The sequence below is a fragment of the Acinetobacter sp. Ac_5812 genome, assembly GCF_013072695.1.
In the GTDB taxonomy this organism is placed as follows: Bacteria; Pseudomonadota; Gammaproteobacteria; order Pseudomonadales; family Moraxellaceae; genus Acinetobacter.
The window spans coordinates 48,152-70,024 of record NZ_LXUK01000027.1; the positions used below are offsets into that span (position 1 = coordinate 48,152).

The window sequence follows — 21,873 nt, forward strand, 5'->3', positions numbered from 1 at the left end:
ATATGCAAGATCGTCTTATTAGCGGAACAGAAAAGCCTGAAGATCATTTTGATCGTGCCATTCGCCCAACCTCATTGGCTGACTATATTGGTCAGCCCGTGGTTCGTGAGCAAATGGAAATCTTCATTGGTGCAGCGCGTGGTCGTGGTGAAGCACTGGATCATACCTTGATCTTTGGTCCACCAGGTTTAGGTAAAACCACGTTGGCGAATATTATCGCAAGAGAAATGGGCGGTAATTTAAAATCAACTTCTGGCCCGGTATTGGAACGTGCAGGTGACTTAGCCGCAATGCTCACCAATCTAGAAGAAGGTGATGTGCTGTTTATTGACGAGATTCATCGTCTTTCACCCGTGATTGAAGAGATTCTCTATCCAGCCATGGAAGATTACCAACTGGATATTATGATTGGTGAAGGCCCTGCGGCTCGTTCAATCAAGCTCGATCTGCCAGCCTTCACTTTAGTCGCAGCCACAACACGTGCAGGTTTGCTCACCTCCCCGTTACGTGACCGTTTTGGGATTGTACAGCGTTTAGAGTTCTATTCAGTTGAAGACCTGACCCATATCGTGACCCGTTCAGCGAACCTAATGGATGTGCCGATTACTCATGAAGGTTCAACAGAAATCGCCCGTCGTGCACGCGGGACGCCCCGTATTGCCAATCGATTATTACGTCGTGTCCGTGACTATGCCCAAGTCAAAGGCACTGGTGAAGTGACTCAGGATATGGCGCAACGGGCTTTGGACATGCTCAATGTCGATAAAGCTGGTTTAGATACGCTCGATCGGCGTTATCTCAGTATGTTACTGGAACGCTTTGAGGGTCGACCAACTGGTGTTGAAGCCTTAGCCGCAGCCATGGCAGAAGACAGCGGCACACTTGAAGACGTAATTGAGCCCTATTTGATTCAACAAGGTTATGTGATGCGTACCGCACGTGGCCGTATTGCAACCAATATGGCATATTTACAATTTGGTATGACACCACCTGAATCATAAATATAGATAAATCATGACTCAAGCCCTAGATGAACAACAACTTATAGAAAGAATTAAAGTATCGTATCAAGACGTTATTTCTGATTTACCGCCTATCGAAGAGTTGCCTCGATATGTGATGTTTTCGGAATATCGCCAAGAACAAAGACAATTTTTAGATGCTCTTCTCCAAGCTCATTCTGCATTGTCACTCTCTTGTCAATTTGTCGATTCAACACAACAAGCTGTTTCCCTTTCTAGTGAGCAGCTTGAACAATTCAACACTACCTCACATTTGAACTGGTCACTCACAAGCCTTGCCTTTGACCATACACACGCTACAATCTTTATTTCATTATGCTTTCAAGACGATCTAAAGCAGATGGTCGAGGAACATCGCCCACCGCGCAAACCTATACTGACTTTGAAAAACTTGGCAATTCTATTGATCAGTTGCTGTATGCTCGGCATTTCACTTTACTTATTTAACCAAGCCCCAGAATGGTTGGTATTTATCATTTTTGCAGTTGGTTTTTTAGGTTTATGTATGCTATACGACCGTGTAAAAGATTACATTCAATACAACAAAGTAAAAGATGATCCTCTAAAAACCTTGATTGTTGCAGGCTATTTTGCTGAACATTTAGAAGATTATGCAACGCAGACTTTAATCTTAGATAAAAACTCAAACGAATAGCTTGCTTGATCTGTTGTGCCATTTGCCCCAAAAATCAATATGCTAAACTGCGACACTATTCAACACCTCGTATCAAGAATGGATTTTTATCATGGCAAATCATTTTGAGTTCAACATTCGCGTTTATATCGAAGATACAGATGCAGGCGGTATCGTTTACCATGCCAATCATATCCGTTTTATGGAGCGTGCTCGTACCGAATGGCTACGTGCAGCAGGTGTTGACCATTATTGGCATCAAAAAGATTACAACTTCGTAGTACATCAAATTGCTGTTAAATATGTACGCCCAATATTAATGGATGATTTAATTACCGTTACAGCACGTGTTATTTCGTGTAAAGCCGCATCTTTTGTGTTGCAACAAAATATTTATCGTGGTGAAATCTTGCTGGCTTCAGGTGAGGTTGTGTTGGCATGTTTAAACAAAGAGTTAATGCCACGTAGACTTCCTGATGAAATTCGTGATCTGATTCAAAAAGAATTAGCACAGGACTAAAATAAACTTTCGGCACAGCAACTTATGGCAACTAACTTAGAATCTTCCCTGCATATTTCTGACCTAATTTTACAAGCAAGTCCTGTTGTACAACTGGTCATGCTGATCCTGCTACTCTCTTCAATTTATAGCTGGTATTTAATTGCCAAATTGTATATGGGCTTTAAAAAAGCAGAACAAGAGGATGAGCATTTTCAAAAAATGTTCTGGTCAGGTGCCGAATTAAATACGCTTTACAATAATGCTCAACTGAACTCTAAACGCCGTGGCCTAGAAGATATTTTCTATCAAGGCCTCGGTGAGTTTTTTAAGCTACAAAAACGTAAAGCAGATACCACTCAAACCATCGAGGGAACTGAACGTATCCTGCGTGTAGGCTTAAGCCGTGATCAAGGCGGCTTGGAAGTCGGTTTAGGTGCGCTTGCCAGTATTGGTTCAGTTGCGCCTTATATCGGCCTGTTCGGTACAGTTTGGGGCATCATGAATGCCTTTATCGGTCTTGCTGCTGTTGACCAAGTGACTTTGGCAACTGTTGCACCTGGTATTGCAGAAGCCCTGATTGCAACAGCGATTGGTTTATTTGCAGCAATTCCTGCTGTACTTGCGTTTAACCACTTTACCGCTAAAGGTGAAGCAACTTATTCAGATCGTGCATTATTCGCAGAAGAAATGGTTGCCCTTTTACAGCGTCAAGCGATTGGAACGACACAGGAAGATGCATAATGGCGATTCAACGATCTGGACGTTTTGAACGGATTAAAAAACCACTGAAAAGCGACATGAACGTCGTTCCTTATATCGATGTCATGTTGGTGCTGTTGGTCATTTTCATGGTGACAGCACCCATGATCACCAGTGGTATTAAGGTCGATTTACCTCAAGCAAACAATCATCCAATTGAATCCAAAGATATGCCAGCCATGGTGACCATTGGTAAAGATGGCAATATCTTTTTGCAATATCAAGAGTACAAAGGCAGTGATCCCCTTTCGCTTGAACAACTTGAAACTGTTTTAAGTGAAGCCCAGACGCAAGCTGAACAGGACAATAAACAACTGACTGTATTGGTCAATGGTGATAAATCTCGTCCTTATGGTGAAGTTGTTTCACTGATGGCGAGTCTACAAGAAGCAGGCCTTACTCAAGTTGGCTTACTGACAGAGCCGTTAAAATAAGCTATGAAAAAATTTCAAGAGCCACCTTTTAAACAAAATGCGATTGCACTGGGTTTCACACTCGGTGTCCATGCAATCGCAATTGTTGGCTTACTGTTTTTAGGCTTGAGTAAACCCCCTGAAGAACCTAAAAAACTGACCACTATTTTGGTGAAGCCAGAAGATTTACCCCAGTCTTTACAGCAACCTGAGCAACAAGTCTCTGCTGAACATCAGGCAGAAGAAGTGCAAAGCCCTGTCGTGGATACAACACTTCCTGAAAATATTCCTGTAACCCCTCCGCCACCAACTGCACAACAACTTGCGGCTGAAAAGCAAAAAACTGAACAGGCACAGCAAGCCAAACTTGCTGAGCAAAAACGCAAAGCAGATGAAGCTGCTCATGCACAGCAAGTTGAAGAACAACGTAAACTTGCAGAAGCTCAAGCACAAAAGCAACGTGCGGACGCTGAAGCGAAACGCCAAGCAGAGGCAAAAGCGAGGACTGAAGCAGATACGAAGCGTAGAGCTGAACAAAATGCCAAAGCAGAGGCTGAAGCTAAGGCGCGCCAAAAAGCGGAGCAAGATGCGAAATTAAGACAGCAAAAAGCTGCCGAAAACGCAAAACTTCAAGCGCAACAGGATGCTAAACGCAAAGCTGAGGCAGATGCCAAGGCGCGTGCTGAAGCTGAGGCAAAACGTAAAGCTGAGACCGACGCGAGAGCAAAAGCCAACGCAGATGCGAAGCGTAAAGCCGATGCTGATACAAAGGCACGTGCTGAAGCCGATGCAAAACGTAAAGCTGAGGCCGATGCGAGAGCGAAAGCCAACGCAGATGCGAAGCGTAAAGCCGAAGCAGATACCAAGGCTAAAGCTGAGGCAGATGCGAAACGCAAAGCGAATGCAGACGCCAAAGCAAAAGCTGATGCAGACGCTAAACGTAAAGCCGATGCTGATGCGAAGGCAAAAGCCGATGCTGATGCAAAACGTAAAGCAAATGCCGATGCAAAGGCAAAAGCCGATGCTGATGCAAAACGCAAAGCAGATGCAGACGCAAAGTCCAAAGCTGAGGCAGATGCCAAACGTAAAGCCGAAGCTGAAGCAGATGCCAAAGCCGCAGCTGCCAAAAAAGCTGAACAAGAAGCGGCTCAGAAAAAGGCCGATGCAAAACGCGTTGCATCAACTGCGAAACGAGATTTTGAACAAAAAATCTATCGTGCGTGGAATATGCCAGCAGGTTCTTCAGGTCAACGTGCCAGCGCACGCGTGACATTAAGCGATAGTGGTTCAGTTTTATCAGTTGTCGTAACAGCAAGTGACCCAGACGTTAAAGCCAGTGTAGAGGCTGCAATTCGGGCTGCTGCACCCTATCCAATGCCAGATGATCCAGTTGCTCGCCGTGAAGCTAGAAGCTTTACTTCAAGTTTTACTGCAAAATAGTAATGAATAGTTAACGTTACAGGCTTTTAATAGCACAAAGCCTGTAACTATGTTAAATAATCAACAGCCACAAAAATACGAATGCAAGTAATTGTAACTATGGATAAGACTCGTAAACACCTACTCTCCTTAGCAGTTTTCGCAGCAATTAGCGCAGTTGTTCCAACAGCAACATTTGCGCAGTTACAGCTTGAAATTGCCAAAGCACCTGAACAAGCGCCGAAAATCGCAATTGTACCGTTTGCTAATGACAGCGCAATCTATCCGATTGTCGAGCGTGATTTAAATCGTTCAGGCCGCTTTACCAGCGCATCTCAAAATTTACCAGCAACCGCAAGCCTTAATCAGGTTCAAGCGGGTGATTGGCAAAATGCAGGTGTACCTTATGTTGTCGTTGGGCAAATGAAAGCCGTTGATGCCAACACATTTGAAATTCATTACCAACTTTATGATGTACAAAAACAACAATATTTACTCAATGAAGTGCTGACTGTACCTAGCTCACGTATTCGCCAAGCGGGTCATATGATCAGTGATACCATCTATCAAGCATTGACAGGTATTGCAGGTGACTTTAGCGGTCGTATTGCCTATGTACTGCGTAATCAGGCCACGCCTGCTCAGCGCTATACCTTACAGATTGCAGATACAGACGGCGAACAGCCTAAAACTGTCCTGACCTCACGAGATCCTATTCTGTCTCCTGCTTGGACACCAGATGCCAAGAAAATTGCATACGTGTCATTTGAAACTAAGCGTCCTGCAATTTATTTACAAGATTTAGCCACAGGCCAGCGTGAAGTTTTAGCCAGCTTCCGTGGATTGAATGGTGCCCCAAGCTTCTCACCGGATGGTAAATCAATGTTGTTCACTGCTTCAATGCATGGCAACCCTGAAGTTTATCAAATGGATTTAAGCACACGCCAAGTTCAACGCATGACCAATGATACTGCGATTGATACCGAAGCACGTTATGCACCCGATGGTAAATCATTTATCTTTACCTCGGACCGTGGCGGTTCACCACAAATTTATCGCTATAGTTTTGATGACAGTTCGGTCAAACGCTTGACCTTCAAAGGTGCATTCAATGCACGTGGAACCTTAAGTGCTGATGGTAAAAAGATTGCGTTAGTTCACCGCCCAAGTGGCAGTAACTACAAAGTTGCAATCCAAGATATCAATACCGGTATCACCAATATTCTCACACCAACCAGTTTAGACGAATCACCAAGCTTCTCACCAAATGGACAGATGGTGGTTTATGCAACGCGTGAAGGCAGCCGTGGTTTATTATCGGTTATGTCTACTGACGGCCGTTTCCGCATGAATTTACCAAGCGAACAAGGTGAAGTTCGTGAACCAGCTTGGGCACCAAAATAAGTTTAATCGATTGGAGAATCATATGAACATTAAATATCTTACGCTTCCGCTGATTGCTGCTACGCTTGTATTCACAGGTTGTGCAAGTCGTAAACCTGCTGCTGATATTACCACTGGTACCAATCCAAATGGCTCAACCACAGTCAGTACAGATGGTTTAAGTGAAGATGCAGCATTAAACGCGCAAAACTTGGCGGGCGCATCTTCAAAAGGCGTCACTGCTGCAAATAAAGCCTTCTTGGCTAAGCGCGTTGTTCACTTCAACTATGACAGCAGTGACTTATCGAATGAAGACTATCAAACCCTTCAAGCACATGCTCAATTCTTAGTTGCCAATGCTAACTCTCGTGTTGCCCTTACAGGTCACACCGATGAGCGTGGTACACGTGAATACAATATGGCACTTGGCGAACGCCGTGCAAAAGCGGTTGAAAGCTTTTTGATTACCAATGGTGTAAACCCACAGCAACTTGAAGCAGTTAGCTATGGTAAAGAATCACCAGTGAACGCAGGTCATGATGAAGCTGCATGGAAAGAAAATCGCCGTGTAGAAATCAACTACGAAGCTGTTCCACCACTATTAAAATAACCGTGGTTCCGCTTTAAATAAAAATGCTCACTTCATGTGAGCATTTTTATATCATTCATCAAGACGAAGATTGAGGGTCAGACTTGTTTTGCATCGACTCAATCAAATCATGCTTGTTAAACTCTTTGTATTCTGGCTTCGCCTCATACTGTTTCCATGCATCCTGCACATTTTCTTTGGAAATCGTATCTAAGCTAATCGGTTCGCTCGGCGTGGGCGTTGCCTCAAAATTCTTGGTTGTCATATTTAACCTCCAAACATCCTGTTTAGTATCTATGCAACATAGCATGTAATAACGTGCTTGTAATCATAAAAGCAACATAAATAAAGTAAGATAATTTTTATTTTTGCACGATCTCATCTAGAATACCCTCATTCTTTTTTATCAATTTTTGACGCGGCTAAATCGGAGCTATTCAATATGTCAAACCTTAATTTGACCCAATACCTAGAACAACATAATGGGAATTTGACTCCAGAGTTGGCACAAGTGATCGAAACCATTGCTGCTACATGCCAAACCATTGATCAGGCACTTCAAAAAGGTGCTTTAGCTGGTATTTTGGGCAGTGCAGGCAACGAGAACGTTCAAGGCGAAACACAAAAGAAACTCGATGTTATTTCTAATGATTACCTCATTGATGCTTTAAAAGCACACCCACAAGTCGGCGGTCTAGCTTCAGAAGAGTTAGATGATTTCACCCCTGCTCAGGAAAATGGTAAATATCTCGTTTTATTCGATCCACTCGATGGTTCAAGCAACATCGACATTAATATGTGTGTGGGTACGATTTTCTCTATCCTTCCTGCAAAGAATGCTGTGACTCAATCTGCCGACTTTATGCAAGCAGGTACTGAACAAGTTGCTGCGGGTTATGTGCTTTATGGTCCTTCGACCATGTTAGCGCTTACTGTGGGCGCAGGTGTGGTGTTCTTTACTTTCGATCCAACCACTCAAAGTTTCTTATTAACCACTGAACAAGTACAAGTTGCGGCGGATACACAAGAGTTTGCAATTAACTCATCAAATCAACGTCACTGGGAAAACCCTGTGAAACGTTATATTGATGAGCTTTTAGCGGGTAAAACATCAGTCCGTGAAAAAGATTTTAATATGCGTTGGGTTGCATGTATGGTCGGTGATATTCACCGTATTCTATGCCGTGGTGGTATTTTCCTTTACCCTTACGATTTAAAAGATCCGAAGAAAGCAGGCCGCTTACGTTTGATGTATGAAGCAAACCCAATGAGCATGCTGATTGAACAAGCAGGTGGCGCATCTACAACAGGTCGTGTTCGTATTATGGATATCCAACCAACAGAACTACACCAACGTGTTCCTGTTATTATTGGCTCTAAAAACGAAGTAGAACGCGTAACAAGCTACCACTAATTACTTTTTATAATCAGGGCATTATAAAGTTATGATGCCCTTTTGGATGTTTATCTTATGGCGGTTATTTTCCTAGAATCCAAAGACAATGCAAAAATCAAACATTTGCGTGGTCTGATCGAGCTCAACAGTGCCCGAAAAAAACATCAGCAAACCGTTCTAGAAGGTACACATCTGTGCTTGGCTTGGTTGCAACAGCAGAAAAAAATATTTTCTCTTTTTACCACCGAACAAGCCTTAGAACATCCAGATTTACAAGAGGTGATTGAACTCCATCAAGCTCACATCTTCGTTATCAGTGAAGTCCTGTATAAAGATTTAAGCACATTAGGCACAACCCTTCCATGTCTAGCGATTGTCGACCTGCCCAAAACTGCTGCTACCATTGATTTTAAGGCCGACACTTTAATTCTAGAAAATGTTCAAGATCCTGGAAATGTAGGTACACTCCTCCGCTCTGCTGCCGCTGCAAATATCAAACAGGTGATTTGTACACAAGGTTCAGCTGCACTGTGGTCTCCACGTGTGCTTCGAGCAGGGATGGGTGCTCATTTTAGTCTTCAATGTTTTGAAAACTTCCAGCTCACGGATATTCTTCCGAAATTTCAAATTCCAGTTTTTGTGACCAGTTCACACCGCTCAACCAGCTTATATAGCCAAGATTTAACTCAAGCATGCGTCTGGATTTTAGGCAACGAAGGTCAAGGTGCGAGTGACTATGCACTTGAGCATGCTCAAGCAGTGGCGATCCCTCAACCTGGTGGACAAGAGTCACTTAATGTCGCAATTGCAGGCTCAGTATGCTTTTTTGAAATGGTTCGTCAACGTCAGTAAAAACGTTAAATTATTTTAATTACGATTTTTTTACTGAGAAAATCAATTACACTACTAAAAATAATTGCTTAAGTTGTCAACGCGCCCACCATTTTCAACGTTATATGATTAATGAATTGGAATTAATGGTGGGTATCCATGACAGGATTTTCCATCTCTATGGATTTAGCACCGAAACAGGCTCGAACCGAAAACAGTACTGATCGCAGTACCGTTGAACAACGTCTGCGTTTTTTTATGCAAGACGTTACAGGTCGTGCCTTGGTTATGATGGAAAGCGCAACGCAGGGACAACAAGGCATTGCGATGGATTTAGTGCAAGAAGCATTTATTTCATTGCACAAGTCATATGCTGATAAAAATATAGAAGAATGGTATCCCCTGTTCTACACCATATTAAATAACAAACTTCAGGATTGGCGACGTAAAGAAGCTCGTCGTGCTAGCCCATTTTCATTATTTAAAAAAATTAGTTTAGATGATGACGAAGAAATCATTGATGTTGTGGATGAATCGACCCCTAATCCGTTTGAATTTCTTGATCAAGAAGTCACGATGGAGGAAATTCAAGCTGCAGTCAATCAATTACCCGTTCGTCAACAACAAGCATTTATGCTAAGAGCATGGGAAGGTTTCGACACCATGACCACAGCACAGATTATGGATTGCAGTGAAGGCAGTGTGAAAACACATTACCACCGTGCGATTCAGGGACTCAGAATTGCTTTAGAGCATTTAAACCCGCACACGGGAGGATCATCAGATGAAAAAAGATGAGTTCACGAAACATGTGACATCCAGACTCGACCAACTTGCGAAAGAACAGCACCGCAATAAAATGATGGTGATGAATCATGTTCTTGATACTGTACAAAAGAAACCAACCTCTTATTACAGTATTTGGAAAATGACTGGTTTTGCGTTTGCTGCTGCCCTCATGGGGATTGTGGTTCTGCCTAGCTCGTTGCAATTGGCGGACCAACCTCAAAATCAGGTTGTGGTAAATCCAAAACTTTCACCGCAAATGGTTGAAGATATGGAAATGTTATTGGTCTTAGGTGAGGATAAAGTTCCACATGGCAGCTAAAAAATTAGCACTTGTTGTGTGTACACTCGGCTTATTACAAACCAGTTTTGCAGGTTCAGAACGCTTTTGGGTATTCTCTAAACCGAATAAACCGGCAGCTGAAGAAGCTTGGGATGACTTATCACCTGAAGAGCAGCGTGTTTTAATCAAACGTTATCAAACCTTGAAAGAAATTCCGACCAACCAAAGTTCCCAACTGCAACAACGGATGGAATGGTTTACGCAACTACCTGAAGATGAAAAACAGAAAATGCGTGATGTATGGCAAAAAATGAGTATGCAAGAACGTAACACGCTACGTAAACGCATGCTAAATGCCAGTAACGAAGAACGTGTCAATATCAGAGAAGAATATCTTACTAAATATGCTGAACACTAATTTTTAATTTATTTATAAAAATAAAAAATAGCGCCTTTAAGGCGCTATTTTTTTATGTTGGGTCAGCTTATTTCTTAAAGCGGCGATAAGCTAATAGTCCCATTAAACCAAATATCGAATAGAAACTAATGCTTCCTCCACCACTGCTCGCTGGACGAGTATCATCAGTCGTGGTTGCTGTACTAATGGTTCGTACAGTTGCAGTATTCGACGAAGCACCATCAGCATCATAAACTTGGTAGTTAAATGAGAAGTTAAATGGGTTAAATGCATTTACTTCCTGAACATAAAGATTTCCACCATAACAAGTTTCTTTCTGGTCTGGTTCTGGACATGGCCCTGTGCGATCTGCTGTCACACTAAGATCCTTCGTAGGTACATTCGTCAAACGAATTGGTAACTCAACACCATCTGCATTTTTCCAAAACTGTGATTTATTTGGATTACTTTCTGGTCCGCCTCCACTAACCCCTGTATCGCCATTATCATTGGCATTGTTTAATAAATTCAGACTTAGCTTTTGTTTTTCCTTATATTTAAAAGTCAAAGATGTATCAGTTGCAACAGGTGGAATATTAACAAACGCAGCTCTAATTAAGCCTGAAGAACTAACATTTGGATTAGCTTTAGAGGTAATCGTGTATTTACAAAAAACCTTATCACCTGCTTGAGTAACACTATCATCTTTGCGATAAAGAATGATTTGCTCTAAATCTTTGTTCCAGCTACAAACTAAATTTTTCTTATCACTCTCATCAATATCAGTCGCTGTGTCATTAATTTGCCCTTTACCTAAAGGCTCCGTTGTAACATTATACAAATCTGAGCTAAAAAACTGTAATTTATAACTACCGTCACTTTGTTCTAAATCTTCAGGCAGTGGTAATTCACTATTTCTTAAATCTATATATATTGCACGATAATTCAAATTTTCTTTAGTATATTTTAATAGTTTCTGATATTGATCCAAACGAAATTTATAATAAGTAACAAAATCGGTGTTGTTTGGGCTTTTAACCATATTATCAAAAAAATCAAATTGTGTTTGATAATCTGCAATTAATGAACTAATAGAGGTATTAGATAAATCCTGTAAATCACCTGCAGTGAACTTCATTAATTCAATTGAGCCAATATCACAGGTATTTCTATTATTAGGATCATAATATAATGTACCATCAACAATACGAGACAACCCACGTTGATCTATTGTGGTGCAACCTGTACTACCGGTATCTAGCAAGCCAATTAGTTTTTTATTTCCTTTTTCATCTACAGTTTCTATTGTATTTCTTTTCGGATAATAAATTGGTAAAAAAGCAGTATATTGTGACGCAGGCTGCAATGAGCTTAATATTGTCTGAATATTTACTCCATCAACATTAAAATTAGTTTTATTATCTTTTAAAGATTCTTTTGGTAGATCACATTTATTATTAATTGTTTTTTCAACATCTCCATCCTTGAATGAGAATGCATTATAACCAACAGACAAACCGACACCAATTTGAACTGATGCATCCCCCAATAAATAACGACAAGCATAACTATTGGCATCACCATTATATGCTATAACATTATAGTTTAATAATTTACCACCTAGCTTGTCATATAAAAATGTAGTATATGCCGAATTCTCCACAATAGTATTACTTGACAAAGTAATATTACTTGCATTACTCAAAATACTTGACGTGTTATCGACAGCAGTTCCAGCTTTAGTATCACCGGAAAACTTAATTAAATTACCACTAATTTTACTTACAATGTTTTTAGCAATTGTATTCGTATTAATAATTACTGTAGGTTCACCACAAAATTCAAACATACTATTTGAATTTTCAGAACCATTATTAACAAAGCTATTTGATGCTATATTGATATTATGTTTAGCATACGTAATATCATTAAAACAACTCATAGCCAAAACACTACCTTTTTCAGCTTGGTTACCCTGTATCAAGCTTTTTGATAAAACTAAAGATGCTGATGGTCCTGCTAAGAAAATTGCCCCGCCTTCTTTTGCTTTAGAATTTAGAACTTGTGCGCTTTCCAATGCAATATTAGCTCCCGCATAGATTGCACCACCGCTATCAATAGTATTTCCACCTGATAAAATTAGATTACGGAGACTGAGAGATTTCGCCCCAATTGTTGTATTAAAAATACGGGAATTATCAGCCTTAATAGTCGTTTGCAAAGTAAGCTGTGCTGGATATTGATTCACTATATCATTTATTAAAACATTTTTTTCCTGCCAATCTACTGGACTAGCTCCAATAATTAAGACATCTACATTAGGCGCCAGTTCTTTTTTAAGTGTATACGTCCCTTTTTCAAGCTGGATAACCTTTTGCGTTGTTGATAATTTATCCGTTACCGTACAACCACCATATGAGATACGTGTTTCAGCTGTTTTTAATGCTTCACGCAATGAACAGGCGTTTAGATTTTCACCATCCTCATCAATAAAAGTCGTAACTTTAATTGGCTCACTACTTGTTGCAGCCAATAACGGCATAGTTGCCATAATCATAGTTGCCAATAACGTTTTTTTATAATTTCTCATATCCTCATCCCTGATCATGACTTAAAACGACGTAATCGAGCCAAACCTAATAATACAAAAATTGCTCCTATCCCTAGACTACCACCACTCACATTAACCGTTTTACTTTGAAAATTATTCGGCGGGTCTTGTACAATCGTTGCTGGTATATTAATAAAATAATTTGACACATCATTAAAACGGGTCGTTGTTGTCATTACTCTTAAATTAAATTTATCTGCACCATGCCAATCTCCATTTGGAACATAAACCACATTACCATCTTGATCGATTGTTAATTTTCCTTTTGATGCAGTTTGCGTCTGTACAACCTCCAAACATCCAACTTGCCAAGGCTGGCCATCTGGTCGCTTACCTAATTGAGCCTCACATGTAGCAGGATCTAATAACTCTCCATCCAATAAACTATCAGCAACACTAAATTTTGCAGTCTGTCCATAAAAAATATCTTGTCCAACAATCGGAATTTCTGCACGATTAACAATTAGCTCAATTGCCCCAAAATCGCATAACTCATCATATCCACTACGGCTTTTACCTCTTTGATCACTTCCTTCACAACCACCTAAATTATAATCTGTACGATCACTATAAATCCGCCCTCGATTTACAATAGGAGAATTTGTTAGTTGCTTATAAGACACTAATAAACGAGGCTTAAAGAAACCAAGCATTTGATCTTTGGGTGTATAATATGGACATAATAAGCCCTTAGCTGGTGGAGCTGTACAAATACCTTCATCTTTGTCACCAGAAATTAATGTCTGTTCTGGATTATTTTGATCCCAAATTACGTTAGGCAAACATTTTATTTCATTATAACTTTTACATTCTATCGTTGTGAAATTGCTTTGCACAATTGTCGTATCATCTAAACTACTACTAAAATCATTATTTCCATTTGCTACAATAATACTATTCGAAACATAGGAGCTTGGAAATTCTTTAACTACCTCTTTTTTCTCCTCACCTATAGTTTCTTCTATAGTTTTCTTCCATTTTAATGCTTGCAAATAAAAACCAGCTGCATTCTTAACTACTGTAAGATTATTTAATAGCATTCCTTCACGAATATTTGCAATATACCCGCCCTTATTATTATAAAAAGTACTATTCTTAATCCCTGAACTTCCTTGAGCTAATGCACTACCGATCGTATCATCATTAAATCCTGTTTGAACATATAACAATGCACCATTTGAACCGGGCATTCCTTCATTATTACGAACTACAGATTGTGCTATCTGATATAATGGCATTTCACTATAAATAACAGCTCCTTGCTCTGCCTTATTATTTTCAAGAAGACTATTAGTAACAGAAACAACTCCAGCAGTCTTTTGTTCTTCCGATCTTATACCAGCATTATAAATTGCTCCGCCCCTAGTAGCACTCCCACCACTTAAACGGGAATATTGAATAAACAAGGCTTCACGATTAAGAATCAACCCCCCATCATTAATTTTACTTAATGATCCTTTAAAATTTATTTCAGAAAAACCAACTGGAATAAGATTATTTTCAACACTTCCATCATCAATAACAAATAAACGATCATTACCCATTATTTTAATGGTTGCATTATGCATACCTTTTTGACTATCATTAAAATCACCACTTAATGCAGTACTAATATTAGCAGTCGCTTTTATCGTAATTGCAGAGTTGAGAATATATTCTTTTTCGCGTTGTAAAATAATATTATTACTTGCATCTTTATTACCGCACCCGTGATAACCATTTTCAAATTCTTTTTGGCTTCTTTTATTTAAAAACTCAACGGCTTCTCGTAATGAACAAACGGCATCATCTTTGTCTTCATCAGCCAATGTTGTAACTTGAATATCCGCAGAATATGCATGTCCAGTAATCGCAAATAAAGCGCAGGCAAGCGTCCGTTTGAGCATACCGATCTCCTTCTATTTTTCATTTTTCTTCGTATTACAAACTCAGTGTTTGTAACCACATTCCTTTGTGCGTACTTTGTCATAGCTCTCGAAATTACTCAAGAAATTTTATGCTATTGGCGATATTCATCAATCAAAGCATAAATCTGCTTAAGTGTTGTATTTGAAAGCTTAGTTTTTTCGCCCTTTAGCATTTTTTCGAGCTGAGCCAGTGTTTGTAATAAAATTGATGCTTGATGCGGACCATTGCTTAACAAGTAATCTACAATCTGTTGATCAAAATGAATACCACGTCGAGTCATAACTGATTGTAGTAAAGCATGCCGATCAATATAGGAACTGCCATTCGGCACTTTTACACTGACAGCCTGGGTCAACCTTGACTGTAAATCTGGTAATTCAAGCTTTAACTCAATTGGCGCAACACGAGAAGAAAAAACCAACTGCCCTTCATGATTATTCATTAGATGAAAAACGGCTTTCTGCCAATGCGGAACCCCACTAATCGAATCAATATCATCTAATGCCACTAAGTCATAAAATTCTAAAGACGTAATTGCTTCGATGGGTGCGTCTAATAATTCTAACAATGAAACTTTTATTGCAGGTCGACCTAACTCAAGATATGAATCACAGATCGCTGAGAGCAAATGACTCTTGCCTGTGCCGGCTCCCCCATAAACATAAAAACGATTGACTAAACCTGCATGTAACTGCCGAACTGCATCAACCACAGGTCCCCATCCCGGTCCCGAAAAATCACTGATTCGGGCATCGAGTTGAGGTTCTATATCCAGTTGTAGTTGACGCATAGATTTAATGTGTTCCTCAATTACTTTAAGTCATTCGAGTTTGAAGTCTCTGTATCTTGAGAGTTTTTAATTTGAATATCAAGCTCTACATGGCCAGTTTCAACATTTATGTGTTGAATTTCCCCTTCTGCCAACACAACTTCTGTTGGTAATCCATATAAGCGACTTTTTTCATAATTATCACGTGCATGTTTTAATAATACAACAATGACAGCAGCCACAGGTAAGGCAATTAACATTCCAAGGAAACCACCAAGTTGTGCACCAGCCAATACTGCAAAAACAACGGCTACAGGAGATAAACCAATTTTATCACCCAATAAGAAGGGTTGAAGAATATAGCCTTCGACCATCTGGCCAATCATAAACACAACACCAACCAGAAGCAGCTGTGTCCAATCTAAGCCAAATTGAAACAGGGTTGCAATAACAGCAGCGATAATGCCGACACCAAAGCCTAAATAAGGAATAATACTGGCTAAACCGGCAATCATTCCAATAATCAAGCCAACCTCAAGACCAATCAGTTGTAAGCCAACAGCATAAACAATGCCTAATAAAAGCATAACGAGGAATTGACCTTTTACAAAAGCACCTAATACACTATGACATTCACGAACGATGGTTAACGTTGACGCTTCATAAGGACGTGGAATTAAACGTCTAAAGCTTTGTAGCATTCTCTCCCAATCAAGTAAAAAGTAGAAAGAGATAATTGGAATTAAAATCACCACACCACCCAACTGAATAAAGTTCAATCCAGATTGGGCAACTCTTAAAGCCATGGTTTGAATACTGTCAGCACTGTAGTTGGTCTGAATATAATCCATGAACGCTTTGGTAATTTGTTCAGTATCGATTTCCATCGGCACCACATTAAAAGTATGTGATACCCACGGTAAGAAGGTTGCATTAATCCAGTGAATTCCCGCAGGAATACTATCCCGCGCATACATCAATTGCTTCCAAATCAGGGGCACTAAGAACCATAAAACCATGGTCAAAGTCACACCAATACCAATAAACACGATACTAATTGCGAGCCAACGGGGCAATTTAATTTTGACAAGAACATCCACAAGCGGGCTAAATAAGTAGGCAATGAAAAAAGCACCTACAAAAGGAATCACAATGGGCTTTAATAGATAGAGCACCCAAAGAAGTAATGCGAGCCCAGCGAGGATAAAGATACGACGTAGTACCTGATCTTGCATAAAATCTAGCCTTTTTTCGTGTAATCGTTATAAATGGAAAAAAATTTTAATTAAAGATAGCATTTTCGAGCATAAATAACATAAGAGTTTCGTATATTCAGGTTATAATCTGCCGCCACTGCGGAGACTTCACTATGAGCAACTCAACTTCTACCCCAAATACTGGTTTAAGCTATAAAGATGCTGGCGTCGACATTGAAGCGGGAGACGCATTGGTCGATCGTATCAAATCTGTCGCTAAACGCACCACTCGTCCTGAAGTAATGGGCGGTCTTGGTGGTTTCGGTGCCTTATGCAAAATTCCAAAAGGTTATGAAGAACCTGTTTTAGTATCAGGAACAGATGGTGTAGGGACTAAATTACGTTTAGCACTAAACCTAAACCGTCATGACACGATTGGTCAAGATCTCGTTGCAATGTGTGTAAACGACTTACTTGTTTGTGGTGCTGAGCCATTATTTTTCCTCGACTACTATGCAACTGGTCATTTAAATGTCGATGTTGCAGCAGATGTAGTGACAGGTATTGGTAAAGGTTGTGAGCTTGCTGGTTGTGCATTGGTCGGTGGTGAAACTGCTGAAATGCCAGGTATGTATGAAGGTGAAGATTACGATCTTGCTGGTTTTGCAGTGGGTGTTGTAGAACACAGCAAAATTATCGATGGAACCAAAGTGAAGTCTGGTGACGTACTTCTTGGTGTTGCATCAAGTGGTGCACACTCAAATGGTTACTCATTATTGCGTAAAATTTTAGATGTTAAGAATGTAGACTTAACTCAAATCGTTGATGGTCGCCCACTTGCAGATGTCGCAATGGAACCAACACGTATCTATGTAAAACCAGTACTTGAACTGTGCAAACAAGTTGATGTTCATGCCATGGCACACATTACTGGGGGCGGTTTACCAGGTAACTTACCACGTGTTCTTCCAAATGGTGCACAAGCGGTCATTGATGAATCAAGCTGGGAATGGTCTGAATTATTCCAGTTGTTACAACGTGAAGGTAACGTAGAACGCTTTGAAATGTACCGTACATTTAACTGTGGCGTAGGTATGGTCATTGCGGTTGATGCAAGCGAAGCGGAAAAAGCAATTGATCTCTTAAATGCTCAAGGCGAGAAAGCATGGAAAATTGGTTATATCCAAGAAAATGCTGAATCAGTTGAAGGCGCAGACGAAAAAATTCGCGTGATCTTTGCATAATGAGAATTGCTGTCCTTGTCTCTGGCAACGGTAGCAACTTACAGGCCCTGATCGATGCAAATCTGTCAGGGCAAATCATTGGTGTCTTATCTAACAAAGCAGATGCTTATGCATTGCAACGTGCCAAAGATGCCAATATTGCGACCGCTGTCATTTCACATAAAGATTATCCAAATCGCGAAAGCTTCGATGAAGCCATGCATCAGCAATTGTTGGCATGGCAAGTTGATCTGGTAATCCTTGCTGGTTTTATGCGTATTTTAACACCAAACTTTGTCAGTCAATGGCAAGGCAAAATGTTAAACATCCATCCCTCACTCCTACCTTTCTATAAAGGTGTTAATACACATCAACGTGTATTAAATACTGGAGATCGTTTGCATGGCTGTACAGTTCATTTTGTCACTGCTGAATTGGATGCTGGACAAAGTATTGCACAATCGGCAATTCAAGTTGGTTTGCATGACTCTGTAACAAGCTTGGCACAACGTGTGCATGAACTTGAGCATTTTATCTATCCTCAAGTTGCACAATGGTTCTGTACAGGTCAACTGATCTGGCAAAACGGTCAAGCCTATTTCAATCAGAAACCTTTAGAACGGCCAATTCAATTCGCACAATTCTAAAAAATAAAACGCATCCTCGGATGCGTTTTTTATTGATTTAAACCACTAAACTTTTAATTTTCTCAACTGTTTCCATCGGATGTTCTAATGGGAACATATGCCCGCCATCCACAACAGAAAAAGGAATACCCAATTTCTTTTTCGCCACTTGCGGAAACTTTTCTTTTAAGAAAACACTGTCTTGTCCCACAACCAAATGTACAGGTACAGGAGGTTTTGGCATCGGTAACCACCACATAGATGGTGTAGTTCTAAACATAGCCACTTCATCCTCTTTAGGAATCGTTAAAGTCACCCCACCATTTTGATGATCATCCGTCAAAGCATGTGCAATATAGGCTTGGAAACAATCAGGATCAAAGTGCTGATAAAAACCTCTAGAACCTAATAGCTCTGCAGCTTGCTCCCGCGAATCCCAATGATCACGTCGGCGTACCGACAAACCCGCTGGAGTGATTTTATCCACTAATTTAGGTTTAAAGATTTTAGCAAGATGAAAAATAAAAGACGACTTACCAATAATTAAAGGTGGATCAAGCATAATGACTTGTGAAAATAGTTCTGGACGGCGATAAGCGGCCATCAGTGTCAAGACTGAACCCAATGAATGTCCCAAGCCAATCACTTTACGCCCTTGTGCTTGCTGTACAATGCTATCAATAATCTGATCGACTAAGTGTGTCCAGCCATGGGTAATTGGATAACGTTTGTCATTTCCAATCTCAGCAACATAAATAATGTCGTATTGATCTTTTAACTGATCAAACAGCTTTTGATAAACTTTAGACGGAACACCATTGGCATGGGCAAAATGAATCAAAGGTTTCATAAGCTTGTCTTTTATTTTCACTGATTGGTCAATTATCCTGCTCTACAGATGTATTGCAAATTAAAAGGATAACTGTCCAGTTATTTTTCGAATAAAAAAGGCTGTGATATACACAGCCCCATTAAAATCAACGTAGTGCTTTGATCAAAGCATATATGTTATTGTATTTTCGCGTTCTGCTGAGTCTCAAGTTGAGCCGCAAGCGAACTACTAATACCTGCACCAAGCTGCGCACCCATACGTCCTAGAATTGATTCTAAAGGATTACGTTGCACCGTATAATCCACTTTTTGCTCAATCTTCAGATCACGCATCAATGTCGTTAAACTACCACTACGGTCAGCAACACCTAAAGCAACAGCTTGTTCACCTGTCCAGAACAATCCAGAGAAAATCGCAGGATCATTTGACTTCAAACGTTTACCACGCCCTTCTTTCACTGCATTAATAAAGTGAGTATGCACATTATCAAGCACCGACTGCACATGTTGTTTCTGTGCTGGATCAAGTGGCTTGGTCATGCTTAAAATATCTTTATTACTACCTGCAGTCAGAGTACGGTCTTCAATGCCTAACTTCTGCGCCAGTCCACTCAAACCATAGTTCGGCATAATCACACCGATTGAACCGACGAGGCTTGATGGATTGACAATGATTTCATCTGCTGCTGAAGCAATATAGTACGCACCTGATGCACCCATATCACCAATCACCGCATAAACTTTTTTATCTGGATGCTGTTTTTTCAAGTAACGGATTTCTTGCCAAATTTCATCCGACTGTACTGGCGAACCACCAGGTGAATTAATATTCAAAGCAATGGCCTTACTTCCACTCGCCTCAAATGCACGTTTTAAGGCTTTGTTGGTATCTTCACTATTCACTGTAGATTGACCAGCAGATGAATCGATGGTTCCCACAATATCGACCACTGCCAAGTGATTACTACTAATACTTGTGGTGGTTTTATCTGATGAGGTAGTACAGCTCTTGGTCATTGCTAATAATACAATCAGTAGATATGCAAAGCCCAAACATTTGAAGAAAATACCCCAACGACGGCTACGACGTTGTTCTTCAACAGAAGCAAGAACGGCTTTTTCTAAAATCTGCCATTCTTTGCCTGTCACATTATTACTATTTGTAGATTCGTTTTGTGGTTTTGGTGGCCAATCGGACATAAGATTCCAATCCAATATATTTTAAAGTGACTTTATTATATACGTGGATTTGAACAAAACTGTTTAAATAACTTGTCTTAACTTATAATTATTTTTTGCTTTATACTTCCCTTTGTAATTTTTTCTAATTATTGATACATGACTCAGCCTAAATCAAGCAGCACAAGTTACCGTCTTATTCAGTTTGTTAGTCGCCAGCCGATTCAATTAGGGCGCTTCTTTGCACGTATGGTTGCAGCCTTGGTCACTACTCTTCCACTGTCCAAGCTTTCCAAAACAATTGGTTTGAATATACAAATTGCTTTTCCAGAGATAGATCAACAGTATAGGCAACAAATCACCAAACAAGCCATTCGAAATGAATTGAGTTCTTATTTTGAATTTTTTAGTATTTGGGGCTCAACAGATGCCAAAAATATTCAGAGAATCCAAAATATTCATGGTGAACATTATTTCCATGAAGCTTTAGCAGAAAAAAAAGGCGTCGTTCTGATTATGCCTCATTTGGGGACTTGGGAAGTCATGAATGCATGGTTGGCACAACATACTCAAATGACAATCCTATATAAACCTGTCAAAAACCCTGATGCTGATCGTTTTGTTCGTGATGCGCGTAGCCGTAATCAGGCAAATTTAGTACCTACTGATGAAAGCGGGGTACGACAGATCTTCAAAGCATTAAAACAAGGTGGAACTACCGTTATTCTTCCAGACCACACCCCCGATCATGGTGGCGATATGGTCGATTATTTTGGTATTCCATTAGCTTCTAGCAGTCTCAGTGCTAAGCTCATTCAAAAAACCAAGGCTCGAGCTTTATTATTTTATGCCATCAGAAATGATCAGGATGGCTTTGATATGTATATCGAGCCGATCAACCCTCAAATCTATGAAGGCAATGCTGAAGATGGAACTTTGATTGTTCATCAAACCTTGGAACAGCTGATTCGACGTTACCCAGAACATTATCACTGGAGCTATAAACGTTTTCGCGCTAACCCCGCTTTAAAGAAAATCTACGATATTGATGAAAATGAAGCGCTGGCAAAAGTGGCTGAAGTACGCCTCCAAACACAGCAAAAAGAGAATGCTTAG

23 protein-coding genes are annotated in these 21,873 nt (G+C 40.1%); 16 read left to right on the forward strand and 7 right to left on the reverse strand.

The annotated features are described in order from the left end of the window. Positions 1-2 precede the first annotated feature (2 nt). From ruvB to pal, 8 genes are all read left to right on the forward strand, one after another. On the forward strand, positions 3-1,001 hold the full coding sequence (ruvB, locus tag A7P55_RS20425; protein ID WP_008941766.1) for a Holliday junction branch migration DNA helicase RuvB: 999 nt from the start codon (positions 3-5) through the stop codon (positions 999-1,001). A gap of 13 nt (positions 1,002-1,014) precedes the next feature. Beyond that, the gene (locus tag A7P55_RS20430) at positions 1,015-1,677 is read left to right on the forward strand and encodes a hypothetical protein (protein ID WP_171553557.1); all 663 of its coding nucleotides are present in this window, start codon (positions 1,015-1,017) and stop codon (positions 1,675-1,677) included. Positions 1,678-1,768: 91 nt separating this feature from the next. Beyond that, positions 1,769-2,176, forward strand: a complete 408-nt coding sequence (gene ybgC, locus A7P55_RS20435) for a tol-pal system-associated acyl-CoA thioesterase (RefSeq protein ID WP_004654599.1) — start codon at positions 1,769-1,771, stop codon at positions 2,174-2,176. Positions 2,177-2,200: 24 nt separating this feature from the next. Beyond that, the gene (gene tolQ, locus A7P55_RS20440; RefSeq protein WP_016540881.1) at positions 2,201-2,899 is read left to right on the forward strand and encodes a protein TolQ; all 699 of its coding nucleotides are present in this window, start codon (positions 2,201-2,203) and stop codon (positions 2,897-2,899) included. Continuing rightward, on the forward strand, positions 2,899-3,351 hold the full coding sequence (gene tolR, locus A7P55_RS20445; RefSeq protein WP_016540880.1) for a protein TolR: 453 nt from the start codon (positions 2,899-2,901) through the stop codon (positions 3,349-3,351). Before tolQ ends, tolR begins: the two co-directional genes overlap by 1 nt. Positions 3,352-3,354: 3 nt before the next feature. Continuing rightward, the gene (gene tolA / locus A7P55_RS20450; protein WP_171553558.1) at positions 3,355-4,770 is read left to right on the forward strand and encodes a cell envelope integrity protein TolA; all 1,416 of its coding nucleotides are present in this window, start codon (positions 3,355-3,357) and stop codon (positions 4,768-4,770) included. Positions 4,771-4,869: 99 nt separating this feature from the next. After that, positions 4,870-6,153: a Tol-Pal system beta propeller repeat protein TolB gene (gene tolB / locus A7P55_RS20455; protein ID WP_016540878.1), complete on the forward strand. Its 1,284-nt coding sequence runs from the start codon at positions 4,870-4,872 to the stop codon at positions 6,151-6,153. 22 nt (positions 6,154-6,175) lie between these two features. Then, positions 6,176-6,742 (forward strand): peptidoglycan-associated lipoprotein Pal, encoded by a 567-nt coding sequence (gene pal / locus A7P55_RS20460; RefSeq protein ID WP_016540877.1) that lies wholly within the window; start codon positions 6,176-6,178, stop codon positions 6,740-6,742. Between the two features lie 58 nt (positions 6,743-6,800). Here the strand turns inward: pal and A7P55_RS20465 are convergent, their stop codons facing one another. Then, positions 6,801-6,986, reverse strand: a complete 186-nt coding sequence (locus A7P55_RS20465) for an NF038105 family protein (RefSeq protein ID WP_016540876.1) — start codon at positions 6,984-6,986, stop codon at positions 6,801-6,803. Positions 6,987-7,163: 177 nt separating this feature from the next. Between A7P55_RS20465 and A7P55_RS20470 the strand changes: the two genes are divergently transcribed. The 5 genes from A7P55_RS20470 (at position 7,164) to A7P55_RS20490 (ending at position 10,435) form a co-directional block, all read left to right on the forward strand. Next, positions 7,164-8,135 (forward strand): class 1 fructose-bisphosphatase, encoded by a 972-nt coding sequence (locus A7P55_RS20470; protein WP_171553559.1) that lies wholly within the window; start codon positions 7,164-7,166, stop codon positions 8,133-8,135. Positions 8,136-8,192: 57 nt separating this feature from the next. Then, complete coding sequence (locus tag A7P55_RS20475) at positions 8,193-8,969, forward strand: RNA methyltransferase (protein ID WP_004805656.1); 777 nt, start codon at positions 8,193-8,195, stop codon at positions 8,967-8,969. Positions 8,970-9,128: 159 nt separating this feature from the next. After that, positions 9,129-9,746 (forward strand): RNA polymerase sigma factor, encoded by a 618-nt coding sequence (locus A7P55_RS20480; RefSeq protein WP_171553887.1) that lies wholly within the window; start codon positions 9,129-9,131, stop codon positions 9,744-9,746. Next, positions 9,733-10,056, forward strand: coding sequence for a hypothetical protein (locus A7P55_RS20485; protein ID WP_171553560.1), 324 nt, complete (start codon positions 9,733-9,735; stop codon positions 10,054-10,056). Before A7P55_RS20480 ends, A7P55_RS20485 begins: the two co-directional genes overlap by 14 nt. Beyond that, entirely contained in the window at positions 10,046-10,435 is a 390-nt protein-coding gene (locus tag A7P55_RS20490) for a DUF3106 domain-containing protein (RefSeq protein ID WP_171553561.1), read from the forward strand. The genes A7P55_RS20485 and A7P55_RS20490 overlap by 11 nt, the downstream gene beginning before the upstream one ends. 67 nt (positions 10,436-10,502) lie before the next feature. Here A7P55_RS20490 and A7P55_RS20495 read toward each other — a convergent pair whose 3' ends face one another. From A7P55_RS20495 to cxpE, 4 genes are all read right to left on the reverse strand, one after another. Next, positions 10,503-13,004, reverse strand: a complete 2,502-nt coding sequence (locus A7P55_RS20495) for a CSLREA domain-containing protein (protein ID WP_171553562.1) — start codon at positions 13,002-13,004, stop codon at positions 10,503-10,505. 14 nt (positions 13,005-13,018) lie between these two features. Continuing rightward, positions 13,019-14,911, reverse strand: a complete 1,893-nt coding sequence (rbtA, locus tag A7P55_RS20500; RefSeq protein WP_171553563.1) for a rhombotarget A — start codon at positions 14,909-14,911, stop codon at positions 13,019-13,021. A 113-nt stretch (positions 14,912-15,024) separates the two neighbouring features. Beyond that, positions 15,025-15,723, reverse strand: coding sequence for a DnaA/Hda family protein (locus tag A7P55_RS20505; RefSeq protein WP_005204903.1), 699 nt, complete (start codon positions 15,721-15,723; stop codon positions 15,025-15,027). Positions 15,724-15,743: 20 nt separating this feature from the next. After that, the gene (gene cxpE / locus A7P55_RS20510) at positions 15,744-16,937 is read right to left on the reverse strand and encodes a chloramphenicol efflux transporter CxpE (protein WP_171553564.1); all 1,194 of its coding nucleotides are present in this window, start codon (positions 16,935-16,937) and stop codon (positions 15,744-15,746) included. Between the two features lie 134 nt (positions 16,938-17,071). Here cxpE and purM point away from each other — a divergent pair, with 134 nt between their 5' ends. Beyond that, entirely contained in the window at positions 17,072-18,142 is a 1,071-nt protein-coding gene (gene purM, locus A7P55_RS20515) for a phosphoribosylformylglycinamidine cyclo-ligase (RefSeq protein ID WP_171553565.1), read from the forward strand. Next, positions 18,139-18,768: a phosphoribosylglycinamide formyltransferase gene (gene purN / locus A7P55_RS20520; RefSeq protein ID WP_171553888.1), complete on the forward strand. Its 630-nt coding sequence runs from the start codon at positions 18,139-18,141 to the stop codon at positions 18,766-18,768. The genes purM and purN overlap by 4 nt, the downstream gene beginning before the upstream one ends. Positions 18,769-18,805: 37 nt before the next feature. Here purN and A7P55_RS20525 read toward each other — a convergent pair whose 3' ends face one another. Together A7P55_RS20525 and sppA are read right to left on the reverse strand one after the other, a co-directional pair. Further along, positions 18,806-19,597, reverse strand: a complete 792-nt coding sequence (locus A7P55_RS20525) for an alpha/beta hydrolase (protein WP_171553566.1) — start codon at positions 19,595-19,597, stop codon at positions 18,806-18,808. Between the two features lie 158 nt (positions 19,598-19,755). Continuing rightward, entirely contained in the window at positions 19,756-20,778 is a 1,023-nt protein-coding gene (gene sppA, locus A7P55_RS20530; protein ID WP_171553567.1) for a signal peptide peptidase SppA, read from the reverse strand. A gap of 138 nt (positions 20,779-20,916) precedes the next feature. Here sppA and A7P55_RS20535 point away from each other — a divergent pair, with 138 nt between their 5' ends. Further along, complete coding sequence (locus A7P55_RS20535; RefSeq protein ID WP_171553568.1) at positions 20,917-21,873, forward strand: lysophospholipid acyltransferase family protein; 957 nt, start codon at positions 20,917-20,919, stop codon at positions 21,871-21,873.

Bases quoted from the DNA above. Each gene is read 5' to 3' on its own strand.
- ruvB (WP_008941766.1), top strand. From the start codon at position 3: ATGCAAGATCGTCTTATTAGCGGAACAGAAAAGCCTGAAGATCATTTT.
- A7P55_RS20430 (WP_171553557.1), top strand. From the start codon at position 1,015: ATGACTCAAGCCCTAGATGAACAACAACTTATAGAAAGAATTAAAGTA.
- ybgC (WP_004654599.1), top strand. From the start codon at position 1,769: ATGGCAAATCATTTTGAGTTCAACATTCGCGTTTATATCGAAGATACA.
- tolQ (WP_016540881.1), top strand. From the start codon at position 2,201: ATGGCAACTAACTTAGAATCTTCCCTGCATATTTCTGACCTAATTTTA.
- tolR (WP_016540880.1), top strand. From the start codon at position 2,899: ATGGCGATTCAACGATCTGGACGTTTTGAACGGATTAAAAAACCACTG.
- tolA (WP_171553558.1), top strand. From the start codon at position 3,355: ATGAAAAAATTTCAAGAGCCACCTTTTAAACAAAATGCGATTGCACTG.
- tolB (WP_016540878.1), top strand. From the start codon at position 4,870: ATGGATAAGACTCGTAAACACCTACTCTCCTTAGCAGTTTTCGCAGCA.
- pal (WP_016540877.1), top strand. From the start codon at position 6,176: ATGAACATTAAATATCTTACGCTTCCGCTGATTGCTGCTACGCTTGTA.
- A7P55_RS20465 (WP_016540876.1), bottom strand. From the start codon at position 6,986: ATGACAACCAAGAATTTTGAGGCAACGCCCACGCCGAGCGAACCGATT.
- A7P55_RS20470 (WP_171553559.1), top strand. From the start codon at position 7,164: ATGTCAAACCTTAATTTGACCCAATACCTAGAACAACATAATGGGAAT.
- A7P55_RS20475 (WP_004805656.1), top strand. From the start codon at position 8,193: ATGGCGGTTATTTTCCTAGAATCCAAAGACAATGCAAAAATCAAACAT.
- A7P55_RS20480 (WP_171553887.1), top strand. From the start codon at position 9,129: ATGGATTTAGCACCGAAACAGGCTCGAACCGAAAACAGTACTGATCGC.
- A7P55_RS20485 (WP_171553560.1), top strand. From the start codon at position 9,733: ATGAAAAAAGATGAGTTCACGAAACATGTGACATCCAGACTCGACCAA.
- A7P55_RS20490 (WP_171553561.1), top strand. From the start codon at position 10,046: ATGGCAGCTAAAAAATTAGCACTTGTTGTGTGTACACTCGGCTTATTA.
- A7P55_RS20495 (WP_171553562.1), bottom strand. From the start codon at position 13,004: ATGAGAAATTATAAAAAAACGTTATTGGCAACTATGATTATGGCAACT.
- rbtA (WP_171553563.1), bottom strand. From the start codon at position 14,911: ATGCTCAAACGGACGCTTGCCTGCGCTTTATTTGCGATTACTGGACAT.
- A7P55_RS20505 (WP_005204903.1), bottom strand. From the start codon at position 15,723: ATGCGTCAACTACAACTGGATATAGAACCTCAACTCGATGCCCGAATC.
- cxpE (WP_171553564.1), bottom strand. From the start codon at position 16,937: ATGCAAGATCAGGTACTACGTCGTATCTTTATCCTCGCTGGGCTCGCA.
- purM (WP_171553565.1), top strand. From the start codon at position 17,072: ATGAGCAACTCAACTTCTACCCCAAATACTGGTTTAAGCTATAAAGAT.
- A7P55_RS20525 (WP_171553566.1), bottom strand. From the start codon at position 19,597: ATGAAACCTTTGATTCATTTTGCCCATGCCAATGGTGTTCCGTCTAAA.
- sppA (WP_171553567.1), bottom strand. From the start codon at position 20,778: ATGTCCGATTGGCCACCAAAACCACAAAACGAATCTACAAATAGTAAT.
- A7P55_RS20535 (WP_171553568.1), top strand. From the start codon at position 20,917: ATGACTCAGCCTAAATCAAGCAGCACAAGTTACCGTCTTATTCAGTTT.